A 21,703-nucleotide genomic window follows, 5' to 3' on the forward strand; every position below is an offset into this window, starting at 1 on the left:
TTAGTTTGAGTTTGACCAATCGTCAAGCTTAGTGCCTTTGAGAGCATGATCAATATGTTGATTCATTCGTTTTGCAGCAAATGCATCACTATGAACTTTTAACGCAGCAACAGCAGCTTCAATTGCTTCAATATCAGAAGTTTCAAGTTGTTGAGCCAAATGAGTTTGTGCAGAAATTAAATCCTGAGCTTCCTGTTCAGTCAAGAGTTTAATATCAGCTTTAAGCGCTTGAGAAAGAGCTTCAAGTTCTCGTTGAGCTTCAACTCTAGTTTCATGTAAATGACGAAGGGCTTTATCTTCTGCTGCAAATTTAAAACCATCAACCAGTAGGCGCTCCATATCAGTATCAGATAAACCATACGATGGTTTAATATCAATCTGAGCTGAGACGTTAGATGTTGTTTCACGAGCAGATACCGATAAGAGACCGTCAGCATCGACTTGATAAGTCACTTCAATGCGTGCTTGACCAGCAGTCATCGGTGGAATGCCGCGTAAAACAAAACGTCCGAGACTACGGCAATGTTCTACTAAATCGCGCTCACCTTGGACAACATGGATTAACATCGCAGTTTGACCATCTTGATACGTGGTGAACTCTTGACGACGAGCGACAGGAATTGCAGTATTACGTGAAATTAATCGCTCTACTAATCCCCCCATGGTTTCAATACCAAGTGATAATGGTGTTACATCAAGTAGCAAAGAACCATCGGTGCTATTACCAATTAATTGGTTGGCAGTAATTGCAGCACCAATTGCAACGACTTCATCTGGATTAATGGTACACAGGGGTTCTTGACTAAATACTTCTGCTACAGCTTTTTGTACCGCATAAGAGCGAGTAGAGCCACCAACTAAAACGACATTTTTAATATCGTCTAATTCCAATTTAGCATCACGTAATACTCGTTTGCACACTGAAATCGTTTTATCTAGAGCAACTTTAATGATGCTTTCAAACATTGCACGATCCAATGTTAATTCGTTTTCTAAAAGCTGAAGATTAACTTGATCTTGGTCCGATAAAGCTTCTTTCGCTTTACGTGCTGCAACAAGGAAGTGCGCATACTCGTTATCATCTAAGGTCTCGATATTGAGCGATTTTTTAGCCCACTTGACGATAAGACGATCTAAATCATCACCTCCAAGTGCAGTGTGTCCACCTGTAGCGAGTACCTCAAATACACCCTGTGAGAAACGTAGGATGGATACGTCGAAAGTACCACCACCTAAGTCATAAATCACATAGTTTTGATCTGTACTTAAATTTGTTGCTTGATCTAAACCATACGCTACAGCTGCTGCTGTAGGTTCGTTTAATAATCTCAGTACGTTTAAACCAGCGAGCTGTGCAGCGTCTCGTGTTGCTTGGCGTTGTGCCTCATCAAAATAGGCAGGTACTGTAATGACAGCACCATTTATGGGATTCTTTAAACCTGCTTCAGCGCGATCTTTTAGGTTTTTTAGAATTTCAGCAGAAATTTCGACAGGTGTTTTACGACCTTGCGCTGTTTCAAAAGCAGGCATCTGATTGTCTTCACCCACCAATTGATATGGGTGTTGAAATTTAATATCAGCTTTTGAGCGTCCCATAAAACGTTTTACAGAAACAATAGTATTCTGTGGGTCACGAGTTATAAACGGTTTTGCGTCATTGCCGAGCACAGTAGAGTTTTCAGCATAATGTACGATAGAAGGAAGTAACACTTGACCTTGTTCATCATTTAGAACTTTAGGTTTGCCAGAAAGCACAGTTGCTACAAGAGAGTGGGTCGTACCTAAATCAATACCAATAGCAATGCGATGTTCATGTGGCGCACTTGATTGTCCAGGTTCAGCAATTTGCAAGAGTGCCATGTGTTAAATCCCTTGAAAATAAAACAAAAAAATAAAATTAGAATTCGTCATCTAAGTCAAAATCTTCATCATCGAGAATACGATCTTCAGCTTGATGTATATCATTCATCACTTTTTGGAAGAAACGTAATTTTCGAACAGTATCGCGAGACTCAGCCCAATCTTCAGCTTCATAGTCTATTTTGAATTCGCGAACTAAACCATCAATCCATTGTTGCACTTCAGTTTTTAAAGATGAAAGTTGTTCAGAACTTTGAGCTTCATCTAACTGTTCACGAATTTCTAATGCAGATTGTAAAAATTCGAAATCATTGATGGATTGATCTAAATGATAGTCTTGTTTTTTGAGTGTAAGTAAATATCCAGCACGGCTGTCAACTTGAGATAAAACTTTATAAGCTTGATTGATTTCGCTAGATTTGATCAAGGCTTGGTCTTTATTTTTAGCTTTATCTGGATGATATTGTTGCTGCAATTTTAGAAAGTTAGCTTTCAAAGTTGCTAAATCAATATCGAGTGCTACAGGGAGATTAAACAACTCAAAATGATTCATGGATTTGGAATTCCAAAATAGTGAGAAATAAAAATGGGCGCTGAATAGAATTAAAACAGTGCAGGGCACTGTTTTAATCAGGTAAAAAGAGAATGATTATTTTAAACAGTGAAAGATTCACCACAACCACATTCACCTTTTTTGTTTGGGTTGTTGAATTCAAAACCTTCGTTTAGACCATTTTTAACATAGTCCATTTCCATACCTTCTAGATAAACAAGGCTCTTCGGATCAACGAAAACTTTAACCCCAAACTGTTCAAAGACTTGATCATGTTCATCAACTTCATCAACGAATTCGAGAACATAAGCCAATCCAGAACAACCTGAAGTTTTCACACCAACGCGAATACCTTCACCCTTACCGCGATTCAATAAATAATTGCTGATATGAGTTGCAGCATTTTCAGTTAAATTGATCATGAAAACTCCATTCAATCATCAAGCGCTAAATTAAGCTTTCGCTTTTTTGCTACGGTAGTCTTCTACTGCAGCTTTAATTGCATCTTCTGCAAGTACAGAGCAGTGTACTTTTACAGGAGGAAGCGCAAGTTCATTTGCAATATCAATATTCTTGATTTGCTGTGCTTGGTCTAAAGTTTTACCTTTTAGCCATTCAGTTACAAGTGAACTTGAAGCAATTGCAGAACCACATCCGTAAGTTTTGAAGCGAGCTTCTTCAATTACACCATTCTCATCCACTTGGATTTGAAGACGCATAACGTCACCACAAGCTGGTGCACCGACCATACCTGTACCTACGTTTTCTGCGTTTTTATCTAAAACACCAACATTACGAGGATTTTCGTAATGATCAATCACTTTTTCGCTATAAGCCATGATGCGTCTCCAAACCTCAGGGTCGGCTGATAATATTTAATATGGGTGCATCTTATTAAATTTCAATATTTAAGCTTAATAAGATGCATGTGTTTGGTTTAAATTAGTGTTCTGTCCATTCAACTTTCGACAGATCAATCCCTTCTTTGTACATATCCCAAAGTGGAGAAAGGTCACGTAATTTTTCTACAGCAGCTTTAGTTACTTCTAGCACATGATCAATATCTTCTTCAGTCGTATATTTACCAAAACTGAAGCGAATTGAACTGTGTGCTAACTCATCAGATAAGCCTAATGCACGAAGAACATAAGAAGGTTCTAATGTTGCAGAAGTACAAGCTGAACCAGATGAAACAGCAGCGTCTTTAAGTGACATCATTAAAGATTCACCCTCAACGAAGTTAAAACTTACGTTTAAGTAGTTTGCTACGTTTTGAGTCGGATGACCATTTAAGAAAACTTGTTCAAGATCTTGTAGACCATTCCAAAGTTTGTCACGTAGAGTGCGTAAGCGAGTTTGTTCAGCAACTAGGTTTTTACCTGCAAGTTCAAATGCTTCACCCATACCAACGATTTGGTGAGTTGCAAGCGTACCAGAACGCATACCGCGCTCATGACCACCACCATGCATTTGAGCTTTAAGACGCACACGTGGACTACGACGTACGTAAAGTGCACCGATACCTTTAGGGCCATAAATTTTGTGAGCAGAGAAACTCATTAAATCAATTTTCATGGTTGATAAATCGATTTCAACTTTACCAGCAGCTTGGGCGGCATCTACGTGGAAATATGTCTTATTCGCACGAGTTAATTCACCAATAGCGGCAACATCAGTCACAGTACCAATTTCATTATTGACCATCATTAATGAAACAAGAATTGTATCAGGACGTAAAGCAGCTTGAACCATTTCAGGAGTAATTAGACCTGTTTGAGCTTCTGGTTCAAGATAGGTAATTTCAAAGCCTTCTTGTTCTAATTCACGGCAAGTATCTAAAATTGCTTTATGTTCAATTTTACTCGTAATAATGTGTTTGCCTTTTGAAGCGTAGAACTGTGCAACACCTTTTAGTGCAAGGTTGTCAGATTCTGTAGCGCCAGATGTCCAAACGATTTCGCGTGGATCTGCTTTTACAAGATTTGCAACTTGCTCACGAGCGTATTCAACTTTTTCTTCAGCTTGCCAACCATATGCGTGCGAACGTGATGCAGGGTTACCAAAAGTCCCATCGAATGTAAGGCATTCCATCATGCGCTCAGCAACTTGTGGGTCGACTGGAGTCGTTGCAGCATAATCAAGATAAATTGGACGTTTCATGTCAAATACCTGTAACCGATAAAAGGGCTGAATCTAATGGAGCTGTATTCTGGCGGATCGCAACAGTTTGAACGTTATCGCGAGCAACTAAATCAGCAAGAGAGATTTTAGCTAAGTAATCGGCAATGTGGAGGGAGAGTTCTTGCCATAAATCGTGAGTTAGACACATTGCGCCATTTTGGCAGTTACCTTTGTGGTCACAACGTGTTGCATCAACAGTTTCGTTTACAGCTTCAATAATTTCTAAGACCGTAATATCAGAAGCATTACGCGCTAAATGGTATCCACCATTAGCACCACGTACACTCGAAACCAAGCCATGACGCTTTAATTTAGCAAATAGTTGTTCTAAATAAGCCACAGAAATAGTTTGGCGAGTAGCAATTTCTGCCAAAGTAATGGTTTGTTCAGTCGGCTGCAAAGCTAGATCAAGTAATGCAGTCACTGCGTAGCGACCGCGAGTGGTTAAGCGCATGATTCGATACACGTGTAAAAGGCTAGATGATGAAATTTTATGAATTCCGACTAATTTAGTCAAGTATTTTTTCTAAAAACCAACTAAATTAATCGGAATTAAATATGGCGAGGATTCAAACAGATAAAACTTTATTATTTTAATAAATATTCAATAAATTATACACGATTAAAGCCACGAATAGAACCGAAACTATCCCGAATGCAATGTTGATACGTTTTTGGTTGGATTGCATGCGACGAATACGATTTTTATATTGTTTTACCTCTACTTGAAGTGTATTGATTTTAGATCTTTGTAAGTCAATTTTTTCAAGTAATGGTGCAATGCGTTTTCTCGAAGCCTTTGTATCTTGGTCTTCAGAAGCTGTTGTTAACCAGTTTTTCCAATCTGAAAGTAATTTCGGTGTTGAGAGATGCAATGCTAAATCTCTGAATTCGTCTTTAAGGGTTTGATCACCTTCAATACGCATTTTTTTCAAACTTCTGCGGTTTGCGAACCCGAAAATTTGAATGATATCGACTAAAGTACTACTTACCTTGAGGTCAGGTTCTTTTTCTGGCGCTTGAAGGTCAAATAAGATGCCTTTATCCGTAAATTGGATATAAAAGTCAAAATAGGGGATATAGCTATTCATTTTAATTGTAATTTGTTGTTCTACAAATTTTTTTGCTTGAAGGCGAACAACACGGTCATGTTTTAAGACGAAAGAATAGAATGTCTCTAAAACTAACATAACAATGTTAAGCAACAAACGGGTATGACCTTGTTGTTGTTGCGATTCACTCATAAAAAAATCCTATTCAAATTTAATAAATCTAAAAAGTTCTATTAACACAAACTTAAATTAAGTCTAAGATTACATCATTTATCATTGCTTTGTAGAACAGTTTTGAACAAGGTTCAATAGCGATATTTGATATTATCAATGTATTTTATGCACGAATAGTCAGTTTAGAGGCTAAAATATACAGGAGTGTAACGGTGGATCAAGATGTAAATAACAATAAAGAACAGGAATTAATGGACAACTCACAACCTGCAAACTCACGTAAAACAAAGCATCAACGCAAGTCCACACTTGATTTTCGTAAATATACTAAACAAATTTGGCTTGCTGGTTTAGGTGCTTTTTCTCGCGCAGAGGAAGAAGGTAATAAAATGTTTGACTCTTTAGTCAAAGTTGGTGAAGAGCTTGAATCAAAAACGGTTGAATTTACAGATCAAACAGTAAACAAAGTTGCGGAAAAAACTAAAGAGTCTGTTACGGATAAAAAAGATAAGGTGGAAAAACTTTTAGATCATGGGGTGAGTACTTCGCTTAATCGTATTGGGCTCGTCTCAACTAAAGATGTACAACATCTTGAGAATATGATTTTAGATATTCACCAGAAATTAGATGTGCTCATTGCTGAAAATCAAGCTTTACGAGCCAAACTCGAAAAAAAATGATGGATTTAGAGATAAAACTGTAATTTTGGTATTTTTTGTCGCTTATTTTGATCAAAACAGGTCGAGCAGTATTGCGTTTCCCCCCAAAGCATTGCTATAAAGTCGTCATGGCCTTTTAAAATACAAGCCTTGGATTTTAAACAAACGATATAAGAGGACGTAATCTTCATGAATAAATCAGAATTGATTGATGCGATTGCAGAGAAAGGGGGATTGTCTAAGACTGATGCTGGTAAGGCATTGGACGCGACTATTGCTTCTATTGGCGAAGCGCTGAAAAAAGGTGACTCTGTTACTTTAGTAGGATTTGGTACTTTCAGCGTTAAAGATCGTGCTGCACGCACTGGTCGTAACCCGAAAACTGGCGAAGAATTACAAATTAAAGCAAGCAAAGTTCCTAGCTTTAAAGCTGGTAAAGGTTTAAAAGATTCTGTAGCTTAATTCTTATTAAGTCCAAAACGCGCCGACTTGGCGCGTTTTTTATTAAAAAGAAAATTTATGGCTTCATCTGATATATTCGGTTTGGATTATCAGTTAGAATCGCTTTGAAATAAAATATTGGAATACCTATGGAATCGTTTCGTAAACTCATTAAAGGGTGGCTCGGCAAAGTCCTTCTAGTATTATTTTTGACACCATTGGCATTGGTCGGTATTGAAGGCTATTTCGGTGGTGGAAACAAAGATGGGATTGCTAAAACCGTTAATGATTTAGAAATTTCTAATAAAGAGCTAGAAGTTCAAACGAAGAATTATAAAGATCAATTCTTACAAATGGTTCAAGGTGATGAATCACTTCTGAATCAATCGTATATTGAACAAATGGCTCTAGATAGTTTAATTGATCGTGCTTTATTGGTTCAGCAGGCTGAAAAGTTAGGCATCAGTTTAAGTGATGCTCAGATTGAACAAATGATTGCTCAACAGCCAAGTCTGCAGGTTGATGGTAAATTTTCACAACAAGCTTATGAAAACTATCTTCGATCAATTAATATGACGAGCCAGGGTCTAATCCAAAATTTAAGACAAGATCATGCGCTTCAAATGTTAGTTTCAAGCATTCGTGATAATTCTTTGGTAAGCCAAAGTGATATTCAGCAAATCGCAAATCTACAAGGTGAGCAACGTACGTTATTTATGTCATCTGTAAAATTGGATGATTACAAAACGTCTGTAAAAATAACTGATGCTGAAGTCGCTGCTTATTATGAAAAACATAAAGTGCTGTTTAAGCAACCTGCCTCAGTTGATCTTGATTATGTATTGGTAACGCCTGCTATGGTAGCAAATGCCACAACAACTGTTACAGATGCAGAATTAAAACAAGCTTATGATCAATATGTAACTCAACAAAATAAAAATGCCAAAGTTGAAGTCCAACATATTTTGATTACAACAGATAATCGTACTGCGCTTGAGGCTGAAAAAATAGCCAATGATGTTTATGCAAAAATTCAATCAGGATTATCTTTTGCAGAGGCTGCTCAACAGTATTCTGAAGATTCTAGTTCCAAAGATAATGCGGGTCGAGTTGATGGTTATGAAGCCGGTGTATTCGGTGATGCTTTTGATAATGCAGTTCAAGCTTCAAAAGGTACGATTTCTAAGCCAGTAAAAACCGATTTTGGTGTACATATTATTCAAGCTAAAGCTGCTCAAGTGAATGTTGCTAGTTTTGAGTCTGAAAAAGCACGTCTTGAAGCTGATTTATTAAAATCTAAAAATGCCAATGCTTATTCTGATCTAGTAAATGGTTTGAATGAGCTCGTTGTAAGTAGCGATGCTTTAGATGTAGTCCCTCAGGAATTAAAATCGGCTAAATTGGTTACTGCGAATAATGTAACTCTTGCCACTCAAAATACAGTCCTAGCGGATCCTGCTGTAAAAGCTAAGATCTTTAGTCAAGATGTAAAAAATGGTGATCGTAATGCGACCAGCAATATACAATTGGCGAATGGTGATACAGTTTGGTTGAAAGTTCGTGAATACCGTGAAGCTGGTGTTCAACCTTTATCAGTAGCCAAAGCGAAGGTTAAAGAAAAGCTGTTGAATCAAAAGGCATATGAAGCTGCTCAAGCAAAAGTTGCTGCAATGTTAAAGGATTTTAAAACACTACCTTCACAGCAGGTTTTAACTAAGCATCAGCAATCTTTCGTAAATGCAGGTGTGTTTACTCGTTCTCAAGGTCTTAAACGAGAAATTGAACGTGCTGCATTTAGTGTGCCTGCACCTAAAGCAGGAATGTGGTCTGTGACTACAGCTCAATTACCAAATGAAATGGTAATTATCGGTGTGGCTGAGGTAAAAAAACCATCTATGGATTCGATTTCGGCTGAAGAAAAACAGCAGCTTGCACAGCTTTATCAAAACTATCGTGGTACACAATTACTTAAAGATTACACTGAGTATTTAAAGTCAGTTGCAAAAATTAAGTAACTCACCAGTAATTCTATCTTCATAAAAAAAGCACTTCGGTGCTTTTTTTATTTTGCTATGATTTATTTAATTCGATTAATTCAAATAAGTATTCCGATACTGGCTTGGACTGCATAGATAATGTTTTTTGAAGGCTTGACTAAATGCAGTCTCTGATGAATAACCAACTTTGTGCGCGATTTGTTGGATTGAAAGCTGGCTCAAGCGTAAAAGTTGACTGGCTAATCTTAAACGGTGTTTCTGTAAGTATGCTAATGGTGTTTCATTCACCATATTTTGAAATAAATGAGCGAATTTTGAACGCGACATAAAGCAAGTTTCTGCCAATGATTCTACAGTCCAGTTTCGTTCTGGTTGGCTGTGAATCGCTGAAAATGCAGGGCTCAGTTCTGGGTGAGTAAGAGCAATTAACCAGTTATTCTGGTCCGTTAGCGTGGAAATGTAATCTCTCACGCATTCGATTAACATAATACTCACCACGTGATCCATAATCTTATGGCGACCAGGTCGGTTCATCTTGGTTTCATCAGCCACGAAATAAAGCCCGATCCTTAACCACTCCGGCTCTCTAGCATTCAGTGCATTGTTTAAATGGATATAAGTGGGTAAGGCTTGAATCAATGGTCCACCCATAATACTGTCCATATTAGATCGTATACTGAAGATGAGAGATTTCTCAGATTTATCATCTTCGTCACCGAGGATAATTTCATCATCTCTTAAACCTTTAAATAAATGATCTATTTGAGTAATGTTGACTAATCTTTGTTCTTGATGGCTATAGGCTTGATGTGACATTCCAGAAGGAATAATTGCCATATCTCCAGCTTTTAAATGTAGCTGTTCGCCATTTTGAAATTTAAAAAAGGCTTCACCGTATAATAAAATATAGGTAATCATGGCTGTTTGATGACTTAACTCAAAAGCCCATTTACCTTGTGCTTGAAGGTAGAGATATTCGGTATTTTTGAGGTGAATATCTTCAAAAACTTGACTGAGGGCATCCATGTTTTTCGTATATTCCCTATACGCTTACAATTGCTGAATCTTAACATGTGTAAAGATTTCTATAATGTATTTTAACTTCAAAATCATCGTGGAAATACGACTCAATAGCTTTTTTGGACGATTACGACTGTATTTGAAATTTGAAATGAACAAAGATAAAAATAAGAAATAGAAAAGGAAAATTGCAAGTGAATGCAAAGGTAAAAGTTGAAGAGTTATTGAGTCAGAACCCGATAGCGCAAGGCTTACAACTGGATAAGAAGCGTTACTTATGGTTGCTTAGTCCAGCACTACCTGTATTAGGGATGGGCTTTTTGGCTGGATATCAATACGGACCTAAAGCAACTAAAAAATTGTTTGCATTAGGTGGACCTTTATTATTACACGTAATTATTCCCACCATTGATGCTTTGGTCGGTACTGATGAGAATAATCCGAGTGATGAGCAGATCAAAAAATTGGTCAGTGATCCTTACTATGATCGTATAGTAAAAATGTTTGTTCCTTTACAGTATGCAGCTAATTTTTTTGCCGGATATGTTGTTTCACGTAAAGAAACTCCATTGTTGGATCAGTTATTGATTGGTTGTACAATGGGATTGATCAACGGTATTGGTGTGAATACTGCCCATGAACTATGCCATCGACCGAAGCGTGCAGATCATTATTGGTCACACGTGACGTTAGCACCACTTGGATACAATCATTTCCGTATTGAGCACCCATATGGGCATCATAAACGTGCTGCTACTCCAGAAGATCCAGCGACCTCTAAGATGGGTGAGACCTTTTATGAGTTTCTTCCAAGAACGATTAGCGGTGGCTTGAAGTCGGCAATACAGATTGAAAAACATCGACTAAATCGTAAGGGTGAGTCGTTCTTTTCACTGAAAAATGAGCTATTTCACGGCGCAGCCATTAGTGCAACTTTTCACGCAACGATGCTAAAACTGTATGGTAAGAAAATTTTACCATTCCTAGCCATACAGTCACTTTACGGTGTGACTTTATTTGAAATGGTCAACTATCTTGAGCACTACGGCTTATTGCGAGAAAAGAAAGAAGATGGGAGTTATTCGCGTACTATGCCTGAACATAGTTGGAATAATAATAACATCACAACCAATCTATTCTTATACCAGTTGCAGCGCCATTCAGATCATCATGCTTATCCGACACGACCTTTCCAAGCATTGAGAAACTTTGAAGAAGCGCCAGTGTTGCCAAGTGGATATGCGACGATGTTGATCCCAGTTTTAATACCTAAGTTATGGTTTAAAATTATGGATAAGCGCGTATTTGACCATTATGGTGGCGATTTAAATAAAGCCAATATTCATCCTAAACGACGAGCAAAAATTTTTAAAAAATTTGGTGTTATTGATAAATTACTGGGCTAACACTCAAAAATAAAAAAACCGACCATGGGTCGGTTTTTTTTATAATACTTTTAACATGCGTATTTCGCATGCATCACTATGTCCAGTATTTCCTAATGGGTGTTGTAGATGTTGAAAACCTAATTTTTCATATAATTTTACAGCCTGCCAGAGAGATGCTGTAGTTTCGAGATAAATTTGCGTGTAACCCTGATCTCGTGCAAATTGGATACATTTTTCTAGAATTTGTTTTGCAAAACCCAAACCTCGTATTGAGGGCATGAAATACATCTTTTGTATCTCTAGAGTGTTTTCGTCGCCCAGCAAAGGTGCAATGCCCCCACCACCAAAGACCTCGTGTTGGTCATTGCTAATAACCCAATATATGGAGTGAGGTTTTGTATAAACGTCATAGAGTTGATCTAGAATTGGATCTGCAACTGCGAAGCCTGATTCAGCAGCGAGACCAAACTCCACTGAGACTTCACGAATGATTTTTGCAATATGGGGATTATCTTGGGGTTGAATAGTTCGAATAAAGTACATAATCGATGAAACTTAGTAAATCTTCACAGAGTATATCTAAGTTTCATCGCAGTTGAATTTAATTCAACGTGATTTATTTCAATTCGCTTGATGATTTTCCAAGTTCACGGCGCGCAACAATAAGCTGTTGAATTTGTTGTGTGCCCTCGAAGATATCTAGAATTTTGGAGTCGCGCGCCCATTTTTCCAATAACTCATCTTCGGTGTAGCCTACACTTGCAGCAAGTTCGACACACTTCAATGTAATTTCATTACAAATGCGTCCAGCTTTCGCTTTTGCAATAGAAGCTTCACGCGAGTTAGGCTTTTTATTGTCTGCCATCCATGCAGCTTTTAGGGTTAATAAACGTGCAGCTTCCCATTCTGCTTCCATGCGATAAATCTGAGCTGCAATATTTGAGGATTGAAGGTAAGGAGTGGCATATTCAGCATCTAGTTGGTCTTTAAAAATTTCCTTGATACGCTCTAAAGACGCTTTAGAGCACCCAACTGCCATTGCAGCCACAAGAGGGCGTGTATTATCAAAAGTTTCCATGACGCCTGCGAAACCTTTTGCAACATCGATTTCAGCATTACCTAATAAATTTGCAGCAGGGACGCGACAATCGATAAAGCGAATGACAGCAGTATCTGAAGCTTTAATTCCGAGTTTATGTTCAAGACGTTCAACGGTCATGCCAGGCGTGCCTTTAGGAACAACAAATGATTTGATTGCTGCACGCCCAAGTTTTTTATCGAGTGTTGCCCAAACCACGACTGAATCAGCTCGTTCGCCAGAAGTGACGAAAATTTTCTCGCCATTTAAAATATAATCATCACCATCTTTAGTCGCTGTGGTGCGTATTGCTGCAGAATCAGATCCACAGCCTGGCTCGGTAATTGCCATCGCAGCCCAAGTTCCCTTGAAGCGTTCAAGTTGCTCTTCATTGGCTACAGCAGCAATTGCAGAGTTACCTAATCCTTGGCGAGGCATGGTAAGTAATAAACCAGTATCGCCATAACACATCTCAATTACACCCAAAGCAGTAGACATGTTCACGCCATTTTTGTTGCCTTGAGTCGTATCTCCACGTTTATTGACCGCAGCGCCAGCATTCATGCCATCGCCACCTTCATTCATACCATCCAATAGGGATGCTAACATGTCGAGTTCTTTGGGATAAGCATGTTCAGCTTTATCATATTTGCGTGAAATAGGGCGAAGCACGTTTAACGCTGTCTGATGAGCTTGATCAACAAGCATTTTAAATTTTTTCGGATTTTCTAAATTCATCATCTTTGTCCTTAAATTTTTATTATTTGATTAAGCATGTAAACCAGAATGCATAATGGCAGTAGCACGCAAATCTCGATACCAACGTTCAACTGGATGTTCTTTGGTAAAGCCATGTCCACCTAAGAGTTGTACGCCATCAGTGCCAATTTTCATTGATTTTTCTGCGCATAAAATTCGTGCTAAATATGCTTCGCGATGGAAACTTAAACCTGATTCTGCACGACTTGCAGCATTCAAAACCAACATTTTCATAGCATCAATTTCAATAGCCATATCCGCGATCATAAATGCAACACTTTGACGGTGGGATATTGGTTCACCAAATGCGGTGCGTTCATTGGCATACTGAATGCAATATTGTTTAACCGCTTGGCATGTACCCACTGCCATTGCACACCACATTAAATTGCCCAGATCAATGAACGCTGAATAATCAAAATCTTGCTCACTCAGTTTAAATGCTGGTGTATTGTTAAATTTTAGGCTCACAGATTGGGTTGCTTTAAGCCCCATTGCTGGATTTGCTTTATATGAAATCGTTTCATTTCGCTCAACAATGAAAACTTGAGCTGTTCCATCTAAATCTGCGGAAACCAATAAAAGATCTGCCTGCTCACCTAGAATAACAATAGTTTTTTCACCATTAATGACAAAATGATCGCCTTGGCGTGTCGCTTTTGTTTTTAATTGGAAAGGGTTGAAAGCTGGTGTATTTTCCTGCACAGCGAAAGTCGCAAATAGAGAATCTTGTTCGCTAAATGCCGACAAATACTTATTTTGAATCTCTGCTGAACCCCACTGTGTAATTGCATTAATGACTGAGAACGTGGAGAGTAATGTAGCTGTTAATGAGAAGTCACCTTGTGCAAGTTGCTCTGCGATCAGCACATTTGTAACCACATTCTTTTCTGAAGCAACGCCGCCGTATTGTTCAGGCAATGCATAATAATTGACACCTAAATCTTTAAATTGAGCCCATAAGTTTTCTGGAAAAGTAGCTTGGTGGTCGGCTGTATGTGCTAGGGGGGAGAGAACTTCATGAGCAAATTGTTGCATCGCATCAACAGTCATCTGTTGTTCTTCAGAAAGGCTGAGATCAAATAACCCTTTTTGCTGATTGGATAGACGTTGAGTCGGAGTATTGGATTTTTGTTTAAAAATTTTCTGTGTAGAGCCCAAGGTTTTAAATCCAGCCTTAGAACCTTGATAAAGCGAGCGTTCGATAATTTTTCTTAGTTTTAATTGATCGATTAAATCACTGCCTGCGAGCTTAGTGATCAAGGCTAAGCCTAAACCTTGCGCTTTGTTTGCGATATCATTCATTGTTGTAAATTCCCTGATGGTTTTTTTATACAACAAGATCGTGACATGTGTTTAGTGAAATGACTATGTCGAAAATGACTAGCTTAAAAGACTTTTTTGACCAAACAGATAAATGGTAATTCAATAGGTATTTTAATGAAATTTAAGATATATTCTTTTTAGTAATTAAATTTTTTATTTAATAAATTGACCATAGTGACACGATAGATCACTATGGTCTTAGTTCATTAAATATATGATTGGATCATTTTACGTACATTTGTTTTTGCTTCGATCACAGTCATGAATGTATATGCACCTATGAACTTACGACTGATGAACATAAATTCTTTTGGTGGAACTGAAAAATAGCGCGATGCCATCGACTTGGATGCTCGTTGCATCACACGGCTATGCAGCTGGCTTTGTTTCCAATCATAGCGCTGCTGTTCATCCATAATGCCTGTTGGTAGGTCTGGGTTATTGCTATAAGTACTAAAAGCTTCAGTAGCTAGAAGGAACACTTTTGCCATGTCAGGTTTAATGCTTAATGGCATTGCATCGAAAAACTCATAACCTGTCATAGCATTGACCATGGCTTGAGCATCATGATGATAGCCCGCGGTAATTAAATTACGAGCTACCTTGAGGAGTTGATCATCAAATTGACGGATCGCACCGAAGTCTAAAAGAATGATTTTATCTTCAATTTGCGCGCCGTCACCTAAGCGTACTAGGTAATTACCAAAGTTAGGATCAGTCTGCATCTCGCCCCATTCAAACACTTCACGAACGGCAATTTCAAGCGATGCCTCACCTAATTTGTTGCGACGTTCCTGAGGGAGTGAAAGCATGACTGGGCTATTAATCGGAACACCACGCTCAAAAGTCATACAAAGCACTTGATCTGTACAATATTGATCAATAATTTGTGGAACAACATAACGCGGATCATCTTTTAAACGCGCTCTAAAACGACGTGTTGTTTCAGCTTCAATTTTGTAATTTACTTCACGGTGCATCATTTCGCGAACCTCATCAAACCATTGATCAAATTCACGAGTTTGAGGAACCATGCGTGTAAGTTTGAGCATGTTCTTAAACAAGCTCATATCTGAGTCAATTGCGCTTGCTACACCTGGATATTGAACTTTGAGCACCAATTCAAGTCCATCAGACTTACGTGTTGCACGGTGAACCTGTGCTAATGATGCGGTGCCTAAAGGCTCATGATCAATGGTGAGATCATCGAGTTTAGATCCAAGTTGGTTGCGCAGTTGCTCATGGATTGCAGGCCACGCGAGGGCAACGGTCTGATTATTTAAAGTATTTAAGGCTTGCGTGATCTCTTCAGGTAGAAAATGCTCACCATATAACGCCATCATTTGACCAATTTTGACGATAGAGCCTTTTAATTTACCGATTTCAGCAACGAGATAGTCAGCTTGTTCTTTCATCGCTTGTTTACGTTTTTTTTCTTTTTCTTCTTCGCTTGAAAAAATAGAACTCGCACTTGAAGCAGCCCAGCGTGTGCCAGCCAGTAGAGAAGCTTTCGCAATCGAAAGACGGCGATCCATTGAAGAAGTTTTTAATTGTTTAAGCTTTTCATTCTGATCTGACATGAAGTTTAGGTCCTTTAAGCGAATCGCGCAGAGAAATCATTGTATTGAATATTACATGTTATGAACGTATTAAAATAGTTCAAGTATTTCAATATCAGGTGTATAAATGGTCAATTTATTCAAACTGAAATAGCCTAAGCTTTTTAAAGTCGATATTTAACTGGGAGTTGAGCTCGATTAGACAGAGACACGCGATACTCAGAGATGAATAACTTCATTAAGTTGACAACAGTTTCATGAATAAATCCAAGGGCATATGCTTTGATAATAATGACGCTAGGTAAGCTGAAGACAAAATATTTAACATCATCCAAACTTGGATTTTCAAAAACTTGATGATCCATCAAAAATTGCTTAAGAAATTGTTTTTCTGTTGTGACACGAGGGGAAGAATCATCACTCCAGTAATTTTGACGGATTGCCATTAAATTATTGTGTTTATAACTCATACTTCAACTTTTGAAATCCACTTTAACTTTTATTAGTTTGAGTCTAAATTTTCTTTTTCAAGTCTGGTGAGCTTTTCGAGAGACAAAAAAAGCGGGCAAAGCCCGCTTTTTTTTTAACAGTTAATTAAACTGCTACGATGTCAACAGCGTTAGGACCTTTAGGACCTTGAGTTACGCTGAATTCAACTTGTTGGCCTTCAGCCAAAGTTTTAAAGCCTGAACCTTTGATTTCGCTGAAGTGAGCAAAAACGTCAGGACCGTTTTCTTGTTGGATGAAACCGAAACCTTTAGTTTCGTTGAACCATTTAACTGTACCTTTAACAGTATTAGACATAATAGGAATCCTAATAAAACTTTAATGTTATGAGTTTGAACTCAATGATGTAACTTGGAAAAAAAATGAAACTTAAAATCTGAAACCAAACGTAGGATTATGACTAACACTGCGAAATAAAAGATTTAATGAAACAACATAAATTTTCTAGTTGGCTTCGAGTATACACGATTATTTTCAATATCGTTAGTTTTAATCAACTTTCTCGCTATTTTAAAACTTGAATGAGTAGACCTTATTCAATGGATAATTCTAACTATTCAAATTTTCAATACAAATTTGCCGAATAACACGGATAGAACTTTTTATTAAAAGGATAAAACAAGGTATCATAGACCGTTTTTAAAAATTTGACCTTGGAGACGCCTTAAGTGGATCGACCGACTATTAGCCCTGAACATCTACAGGAAGCCGCTGAAAACTTAACAACTATTCGAGATTTTATTCGTTTTGGAGTTACAGCATTACGTCAATACGATGCACACTTAGGTCAAGGTACTGAAGATTATTTTGCTGAAAGTTCTGCTTTAGTTTTACAAACTTTGTCACTGGACTGGAATGCCGATGCTGAGATTTTAGACTCAAAATTGCTGCCAAGCGAAGTTGCGGAATTCTTGAGCTTACTCGAACGTCGTATCAATGACCGTGTTCCTACTTCATATTTATTAAATCTTGCTTATTTCTTTGGTAAACCATTTTATGTCGATGAGCGTGTACTGATTCCACGCTCACCAATCGTTGAGCTGATTGAAAATCGTTTTGCACCTTATTGTTTGACTGAAAACGGTGAAATGGGTGAAGCGGTCAATAATTTGCCAGTGAATCCAAATCCTAAAACTCCACAGCGTATTTTGGATATGTGTACTGGCTCTGGTTGTATCGCAATTGCTTTGGCATATGCATTCCCTGATTCTGAAGTTGATGCTACTGATATTTCGAAAGAAGCCCTTGAAGTTGCACAGATCAACTGTGAGCATCACAATAAACAGTATCAAGTCGCTTTATTGGAATCTGATCTTTTCGCTAAAATACCTGCTGAAAATCAATACGATTTAATTGTTTCTAATCCGCCGTATGTCGATGCTGAAGATATGGCAGATTTACCAGATGAGTTTCATCACGAGCCAGAATTGGCATTGGCAGCGGGTCAAGATGGTTTGGATCTTGTGCGTAAAATGCTGGCTCAAGCCGCAGACTATTTAAGTGAAGATGGTTTAATCATCATTGAAGTGGGCAACTCAGAGTGGGCAATGAAACAAAACTTTAATACTGTTGATTTCTACTGGTTGCAATTCCAACGTGGTGGGTCAGGTATTTTTGCACTGACTGCAGCACAATGCCGTCAATATCGTGATTTATTCATTCAATCTGTTCAAGTATAAAGGAGTTGTTGAACATGGCTGGCAATAGTATTGGGCAATTGTTCCGTGTAACAACTTGTGGTGAATCTCACGGTGTTGGTTTGATGGCGATTGTAGATGGAGTTCCACCAGGTCTAAAGTTATCAGCTGAGGACTTACAAATAGACTTAGATCGTCGTAAACCAGGTACCTCTAAATTTGCAACACAACGCAAAGAACCAGATGAAGTTGAAATTATTTCAGGTGTGTTCGAAGGTAAAACCACTGGGACATCCATTGGTCTTTTAATTCGTAATACAGACCAAAAATCTAAAGATTACGGTAATATCGCACAAACTTTCCGTCCAGGTCATGCAGACTATACTTATACACAAAAGTATGGTTTCCGTGATTACCGTGGTGGTGGTCGCTCAAGCGCACGTGAAACAGCGATGCGTGTTGCAGCGGGTGCAATTGCTAAAAAATTCTTATTTGAAAAGTTTGGTATTGAAATCCGAGGGCATGTAACACAAATCGGAACTGAAAAAACAGAAAAACTAGATTGGAATGAAGTGCCGAATAATCCATTCTTTTGTGGTGATGTTGATGCCATACCACGCTTTGAAGCACTTGTGACATCATTGCGTGAAAAAGGAACAAGCTGTGGAGCACGACTTGAAATTATTGCTTCAAAAGTACCCGTAGGCTGGGGGGAACCTGTTTTCGATCGTTTAGATGCTGATATCGCACATGCGATGATGTCAATTAATGCGGTCAAGGGTGTAGAGATTGGTGATGGTTTTGGCGTGGCTGAACAATTTGGTCATGAAACACGTGATGAACTGACAACTAATGGCTTCTTAGCGAATCACGCTGGTGGTATATTAGGCGGTATCTCAAGTGGTCAAGATATTCGTGTATCAATTGCACTAAAACCTACTGCTTCTATTACCACACCAGGCAAAACGATTACCATTAATCGTGAAGATACGGATGTTCTTACTAAAGGTCGTCACGATCCTTGTGTGGGTGTTCGTGCGACACCAATCGCTGAAGCCATGCTTGCAATTGTGTTAATGGATCACTTTATGCGTCATCGTGCCCAAAATGCCGACGTTGTTGCGCCATTTGAGCCAATTTAACCAAAGTAAAAAAGCGTATGATGTAAAAGCCAGATGATTGATCTGGCTTTTTAATATAATTTTAAAATTGCAATTGAACGTTTTATGGGGAATTCAATTGAAAATAAGGATATTGGTTGGGGCGATGGTCTTATGTGGATTATCGTATAGTTATGCGAATGGCTTAACGCAATCTCAGTTTGATATTGAAGTGAAGTCAATTTATAACGAGATTGAGGCGAGTCAAATTCGATTACATCAATCGGTCGATAGTAAGCAGAATATTTCGTTGATCATTCAAAGAGCTTGTGAATATGCAGATGTGTTAAATGCTTTAGAACGATTAGCACAAAAGAATATTCATATGGCTAAAGCAAAGGGAGAAGCATTGTTTGCAAGAAAAATGAGAAATTCTTTTGATCGATCATTCCAAGATTTAGGAACAAGTTATCAAAAAAGTTGTAAGTCTTAAAAAAAAGCCAGTTCAACGAACTGGCTTTTTAATGAATAATGCATTTATTCGATAGTTTGACCTGTATAACCTTTGATAAAGGTTAAGTAAGCAGAAGATTTCTGACCATCAGCTTGCAAGATCGGACGAGTCACTTCGCCGTTAGCTGTCACGATTTTTAGATCAATTTGTTTTGCGTCTCTAAATGAGTTTAAAAAACTTACAGGAACGACAATAAAATTAGATGAATTCGTTACACCAGCTACAGTTGCATATTGGGTTGGTTGAATTGTTGAATAGACATAAGGCTGACCATCAACAATAAAGTTCAATTGTTTAATATCATGTTGTGCAGTGTCATTTACATCTGCAGTTATTTTAAAACCATTACGCTTTTCATCATTCCAACGGAGTGCAAGTTCAGGGCAAATTTCATCAGTAGCACAGATGAGAGGTCCTTTGGTTACAACACGTTCTGGATAGCTTCCTGCACAACCTGTTAATACAACCAATGCTGAAATAAGCGCTAGTTTGATTTTCATGATTTTACCTATTGTCTTGTTTATTATAACTGTGTACACAATTTGTTAAATCTAACGAAAATTTCTAAAAAATGAAATGCCTAGCAGTCTAATAACACGTTGCAGTTTTGTATCGATGATTAAAAAAAGACCCATAGTGGGTCTTTTTTTACTTTTGCTTAAATTGTTGGTAGCCACTTTTAAATGTTTGATAGGCAAACGATGCATGCCCATCTTTTAAAATGCTATGCGTTATGGCACCTTGATCTGTCACTACAGCAATATCAATGGCTTTGGCTTGATCAAACATAACAATAAAATTCATTGGTACATCAATGTAATTTGTAGAGTTAATGAGATCAGAATTGTTAACTGTTCGGGTGCTGGTTTGGGTTGTGGTTGCATAAGGATAAGTTTGACCATCTAGCGTGAAGATAATTTGCTTGATATCAAAAGTATTTCGATCAAATAGATTGGTATGTACTCTAAATAAATTATTGCCTTGTTGTTTCCAATCAAATGTTAACTCAGTACATGGTTTTGATGGTTCACAAATCACCTGACCACGTGTTTCAATTCGCTTGGCATGTTCTGAAGGTTTAAAATCAATAACATTAGATGCATAAGCTTTTGCAGAACTTGCATTTGGTTTATTGGATACAACGATACACCCACTCAGTGAAAGAGCAGTAAGAATAGATATAAATTGAACTTTCATTATTATCAACCAGTTAAATAGATGTTGTTTTTGTATATGCTAAATTTAGCATAGAATCCATATAAATGTTAACCAGTTATCAAAAAATATATATTTATTGTCGTGTTTTGCTATTTTTCTTTGTGGTGATGCTTGTCATGTTGCTTTAATTAAGCTTAAAGGTGTTAAAAAATAATTGATTGAGTCCTTTATAGTCAAACGTTTCTATTTTTGATTGAACACTTTTCAAAAGGTGATATAACTAAAAATAAAGCGTTAATAAAAGAGTATGAAATGAAAACGACTGTGAAATATGTGGTGCTGAAGAGCAAAGACTATCAATTGGGCACTCCATTGTTTGAAGAAACCATCGAGGCAGATTATGCGTATTTCGATTCAATTCCATCAGTCATTCAGTACCAGAATCATGAGTTTAAAGTGAAGTCAAAAGAACTTAATCGAAAGCAAATATTTGATGACTTTGAAGAATCACAAACAATCTTAGTTAAAGTCATCGCACTGAATTAATTTAAAGGCAGCCTTGAGCTGCCTTTCTTATTCTCATCACTATTCATTATCTATTTTATAATATAGTTCTATTCGAAATTAAGCACGGTTCAATATGCACCAAACATTCCCAATCCAAAGTAGGTTAGGTGGATTCTATTTTTTCTATAGAACCATTGTGGAAAGTTTATTTTTATAAATCCAATAAAAACAAG

Annotated in this window: 24 protein-coding genes; 8 read left to right on the forward strand and 16 right to left on the reverse strand. The window is 37.7% G+C overall.

Going from position 1 to position 21,703, the window contains the following annotated elements:
- From hscA to AC1M9I_RS01120, 7 genes are all read right to left on the reverse strand, one after another.
- Positions 1–1,860, reverse strand: a complete 1,860-nt coding sequence (gene hscA, locus AC1M9I_RS01090; protein ID WP_481594612.1) for a Fe-S protein assembly chaperone HscA — start codon at positions 1,858–1,860, stop codon at positions 1–3.
- 37 nt (positions 1,861–1,897) lie between these two features.
- A complete protein-coding gene (gene hscB, locus AC1M9I_RS01095) occupies positions 1,898–2,413 on the reverse strand; it encodes a Fe-S protein assembly co-chaperone HscB (protein ID WP_481610541.1) in 516 nt (171 codons plus the stop codon).
- A 101-nt stretch (positions 2,414–2,514) separates the two neighbouring features.
- On the reverse strand, positions 2,515–2,835 hold the full coding sequence (iscA, locus tag AC1M9I_RS01100) for an iron-sulfur cluster assembly protein IscA (RefSeq protein WP_035263624.1): 321 nt from the start codon (positions 2,833–2,835) through the stop codon (positions 2,515–2,517).
- Positions 2,836–2,865: 30 nt separating this feature from the next.
- On the reverse strand, positions 2,866–3,252 hold the full coding sequence (gene iscU, locus AC1M9I_RS01105) for a Fe-S cluster assembly scaffold IscU (RefSeq protein ID WP_035263622.1): 387 nt from the start codon (positions 3,250–3,252) through the stop codon (positions 2,866–2,868).
- A gap of 103 nt (positions 3,253–3,355) precedes the next feature.
- Complete coding sequence (locus AC1M9I_RS01110) at positions 3,356–4,573, reverse strand: IscS subfamily cysteine desulfurase (RefSeq protein ID WP_035263620.1); 1,218 nt, start codon at positions 4,571–4,573, stop codon at positions 3,356–3,358.
- A gap of 1 nt (position 4,574) precedes the next feature.
- Entirely contained in the window at positions 4,575–5,048 is a 474-nt protein-coding gene (locus AC1M9I_RS01115; RefSeq protein ID WP_035263618.1) for an Rrf2 family transcriptional regulator, read from the reverse strand.
- Between the two features lie 139 nt (positions 5,049–5,187).
- Positions 5,188–5,838: a hypothetical protein gene (locus AC1M9I_RS01120; RefSeq protein WP_092766334.1), complete on the reverse strand. Its 651-nt coding sequence runs from the start codon at positions 5,836–5,838 to the stop codon at positions 5,188–5,190.
- Between the two features lie 233 nt (positions 5,839–6,071).
- Here AC1M9I_RS01120 and AC1M9I_RS01125 point away from each other — a divergent pair, with 233 nt between their 5' ends.
- The 3 genes from AC1M9I_RS01125 (at position 6,072) to AC1M9I_RS01135 (ending at position 8,935) form a co-directional block, all read left to right on the forward strand.
- Positions 6,072–6,500 (forward strand): phasin family protein, encoded by a 429-nt coding sequence (locus tag AC1M9I_RS01125; protein WP_092766445.1) that lies wholly within the window; start codon positions 6,072–6,074, stop codon positions 6,498–6,500.
- Between the two features lie 168 nt (positions 6,501–6,668).
- Complete coding sequence (locus AC1M9I_RS01130) at positions 6,669–6,941, forward strand: HU family DNA-binding protein (RefSeq protein WP_035263613.1); 273 nt, start codon at positions 6,669–6,671, stop codon at positions 6,939–6,941.
- Between the two features lie 128 nt (positions 6,942–7,069).
- The gene (locus AC1M9I_RS01135; protein ID WP_481589963.1) at positions 7,070–8,935 is read left to right on the forward strand and encodes a SurA N-terminal domain-containing protein; all 1,866 of its coding nucleotides are present in this window, start codon (positions 7,070–7,072) and stop codon (positions 8,933–8,935) included.
- Between the two features lie 75 nt (positions 8,936–9,010).
- On the opposite strand, the gene AC1M9I_RS01140 is transcribed toward AC1M9I_RS01135, so the two are convergent.
- Entirely contained in the window at positions 9,011–9,943 is a 933-nt protein-coding gene (locus tag AC1M9I_RS01140; protein WP_481594613.1) for an AraC family transcriptional regulator, read from the reverse strand.
- Positions 9,944–10,131: 188 nt separating this feature from the next.
- On the opposite strand from AC1M9I_RS01140, the gene AC1M9I_RS01145 reads away from it, so the two are divergent.
- A complete protein-coding gene (locus AC1M9I_RS01145) occupies positions 10,132–11,343 on the forward strand; it encodes an alkane 1-monooxygenase (protein ID WP_035263607.1) in 1,212 nt (403 codons plus the stop codon).
- A 39-nt stretch (positions 11,344–11,382) separates the two neighbouring features.
- Here the strand turns inward: AC1M9I_RS01145 and AC1M9I_RS01150 are convergent, their stop codons facing one another.
- The 6 genes from AC1M9I_RS01150 to AC1M9I_RS01175 form a co-directional block, all read right to left on the reverse strand.
- The gene (locus AC1M9I_RS01150; protein WP_481594614.1) at positions 11,383–11,868 is read right to left on the reverse strand and encodes a GNAT family N-acetyltransferase; all 486 of its coding nucleotides are present in this window, start codon (positions 11,866–11,868) and stop codon (positions 11,383–11,385) included.
- Between the two features lie 73 nt (positions 11,869–11,941).
- Positions 11,942–13,141 carry an acyl-CoA dehydrogenase family protein gene (locus AC1M9I_RS01155; RefSeq protein ID WP_035263603.1) on the reverse strand — a complete coding sequence of 400 codons (1,200 nt, stop codon included), beginning with the start codon at positions 13,139–13,141 and terminating at the stop codon, positions 11,942–11,944.
- Positions 13,142–13,171: 30 nt separating this feature from the next.
- Positions 13,172–14,467 (reverse strand): acyl-CoA dehydrogenase family protein, encoded by a 1,296-nt coding sequence (locus AC1M9I_RS01160; RefSeq protein ID WP_481610542.1) that lies wholly within the window; start codon positions 14,465–14,467, stop codon positions 13,172–13,174.
- A 227-nt stretch (positions 14,468–14,694) separates the two neighbouring features.
- Positions 14,695–16,068: an ABC1 kinase family protein gene (locus AC1M9I_RS01165; protein WP_481592663.1), complete on the reverse strand. Its 1,374-nt coding sequence runs from the start codon at positions 16,066–16,068 to the stop codon at positions 14,695–14,697.
- A 143-nt stretch (positions 16,069–16,211) separates the two neighbouring features.
- Positions 16,212–16,517, reverse strand: a complete 306-nt coding sequence (locus tag AC1M9I_RS01170) for a hypothetical protein (protein WP_481592662.1) — start codon at positions 16,515–16,517, stop codon at positions 16,212–16,214.
- Between the two features lie 124 nt (positions 16,518–16,641).
- The gene (locus tag AC1M9I_RS01175; protein ID WP_035263597.1) at positions 16,642–16,851 is read right to left on the reverse strand and encodes a cold-shock protein; all 210 of its coding nucleotides are present in this window, start codon (positions 16,849–16,851) and stop codon (positions 16,642–16,644) included.
- 371 nt (positions 16,852–17,222) lie between these two features.
- On the opposite strand from AC1M9I_RS01175, the gene prmB reads away from it, so the two are divergent.
- From prmB to AC1M9I_RS01190, 3 genes are all read left to right on the forward strand, one after another.
- The gene (gene prmB, locus AC1M9I_RS01180) at positions 17,223–18,233 is read left to right on the forward strand and encodes a 50S ribosomal protein L3 N(5)-glutamine methyltransferase (RefSeq protein ID WP_481610543.1); all 1,011 of its coding nucleotides are present in this window, start codon (positions 17,223–17,225) and stop codon (positions 18,231–18,233) included.
- A gap of 14 nt (positions 18,234–18,247) precedes the next feature.
- On the forward strand, positions 18,248–19,333 hold the full coding sequence (gene aroC, locus AC1M9I_RS01185) for a chorismate synthase (RefSeq protein WP_481610544.1): 1,086 nt from the start codon (positions 18,248–18,250) through the stop codon (positions 19,331–19,333).
- A 97-nt stretch (positions 19,334–19,430) separates the two neighbouring features.
- Complete coding sequence (locus tag AC1M9I_RS01190) at positions 19,431–19,784, forward strand: hypothetical protein (RefSeq protein WP_481610545.1); 354 nt, start codon at positions 19,431–19,433, stop codon at positions 19,782–19,784.
- 44 nt (positions 19,785–19,828) lie between these two features.
- Here the strand turns inward: AC1M9I_RS01190 and AC1M9I_RS01195 are convergent, their stop codons facing one another.
- Positions 19,829–20,305 (reverse strand): hypothetical protein, encoded by a 477-nt coding sequence (locus AC1M9I_RS01195; protein ID WP_481610546.1) that lies wholly within the window; start codon positions 20,303–20,305, stop codon positions 19,829–19,831.
- Between the two features lie 148 nt (positions 20,306–20,453).
- Complete coding sequence (locus AC1M9I_RS01200; RefSeq protein WP_481610547.1) at positions 20,454–21,002, reverse strand: hypothetical protein; 549 nt, start codon at positions 21,000–21,002, stop codon at positions 20,454–20,456.
- A gap of 273 nt (positions 21,003–21,275) precedes the next feature.
- Between AC1M9I_RS01200 and AC1M9I_RS01205 the strand changes: the two genes are divergently transcribed.
- Positions 21,276–21,509, forward strand: a complete 234-nt coding sequence (locus AC1M9I_RS01205; RefSeq protein WP_035270711.1) for a hypothetical protein — start codon at positions 21,276–21,278, stop codon at positions 21,507–21,509.
- The last annotated feature ends 194 nt before the right edge of the window (positions 21,510–21,703 follow it).

This window comes from Acinetobacter sp. ANC_7553 (assembly GCF_056779895.1).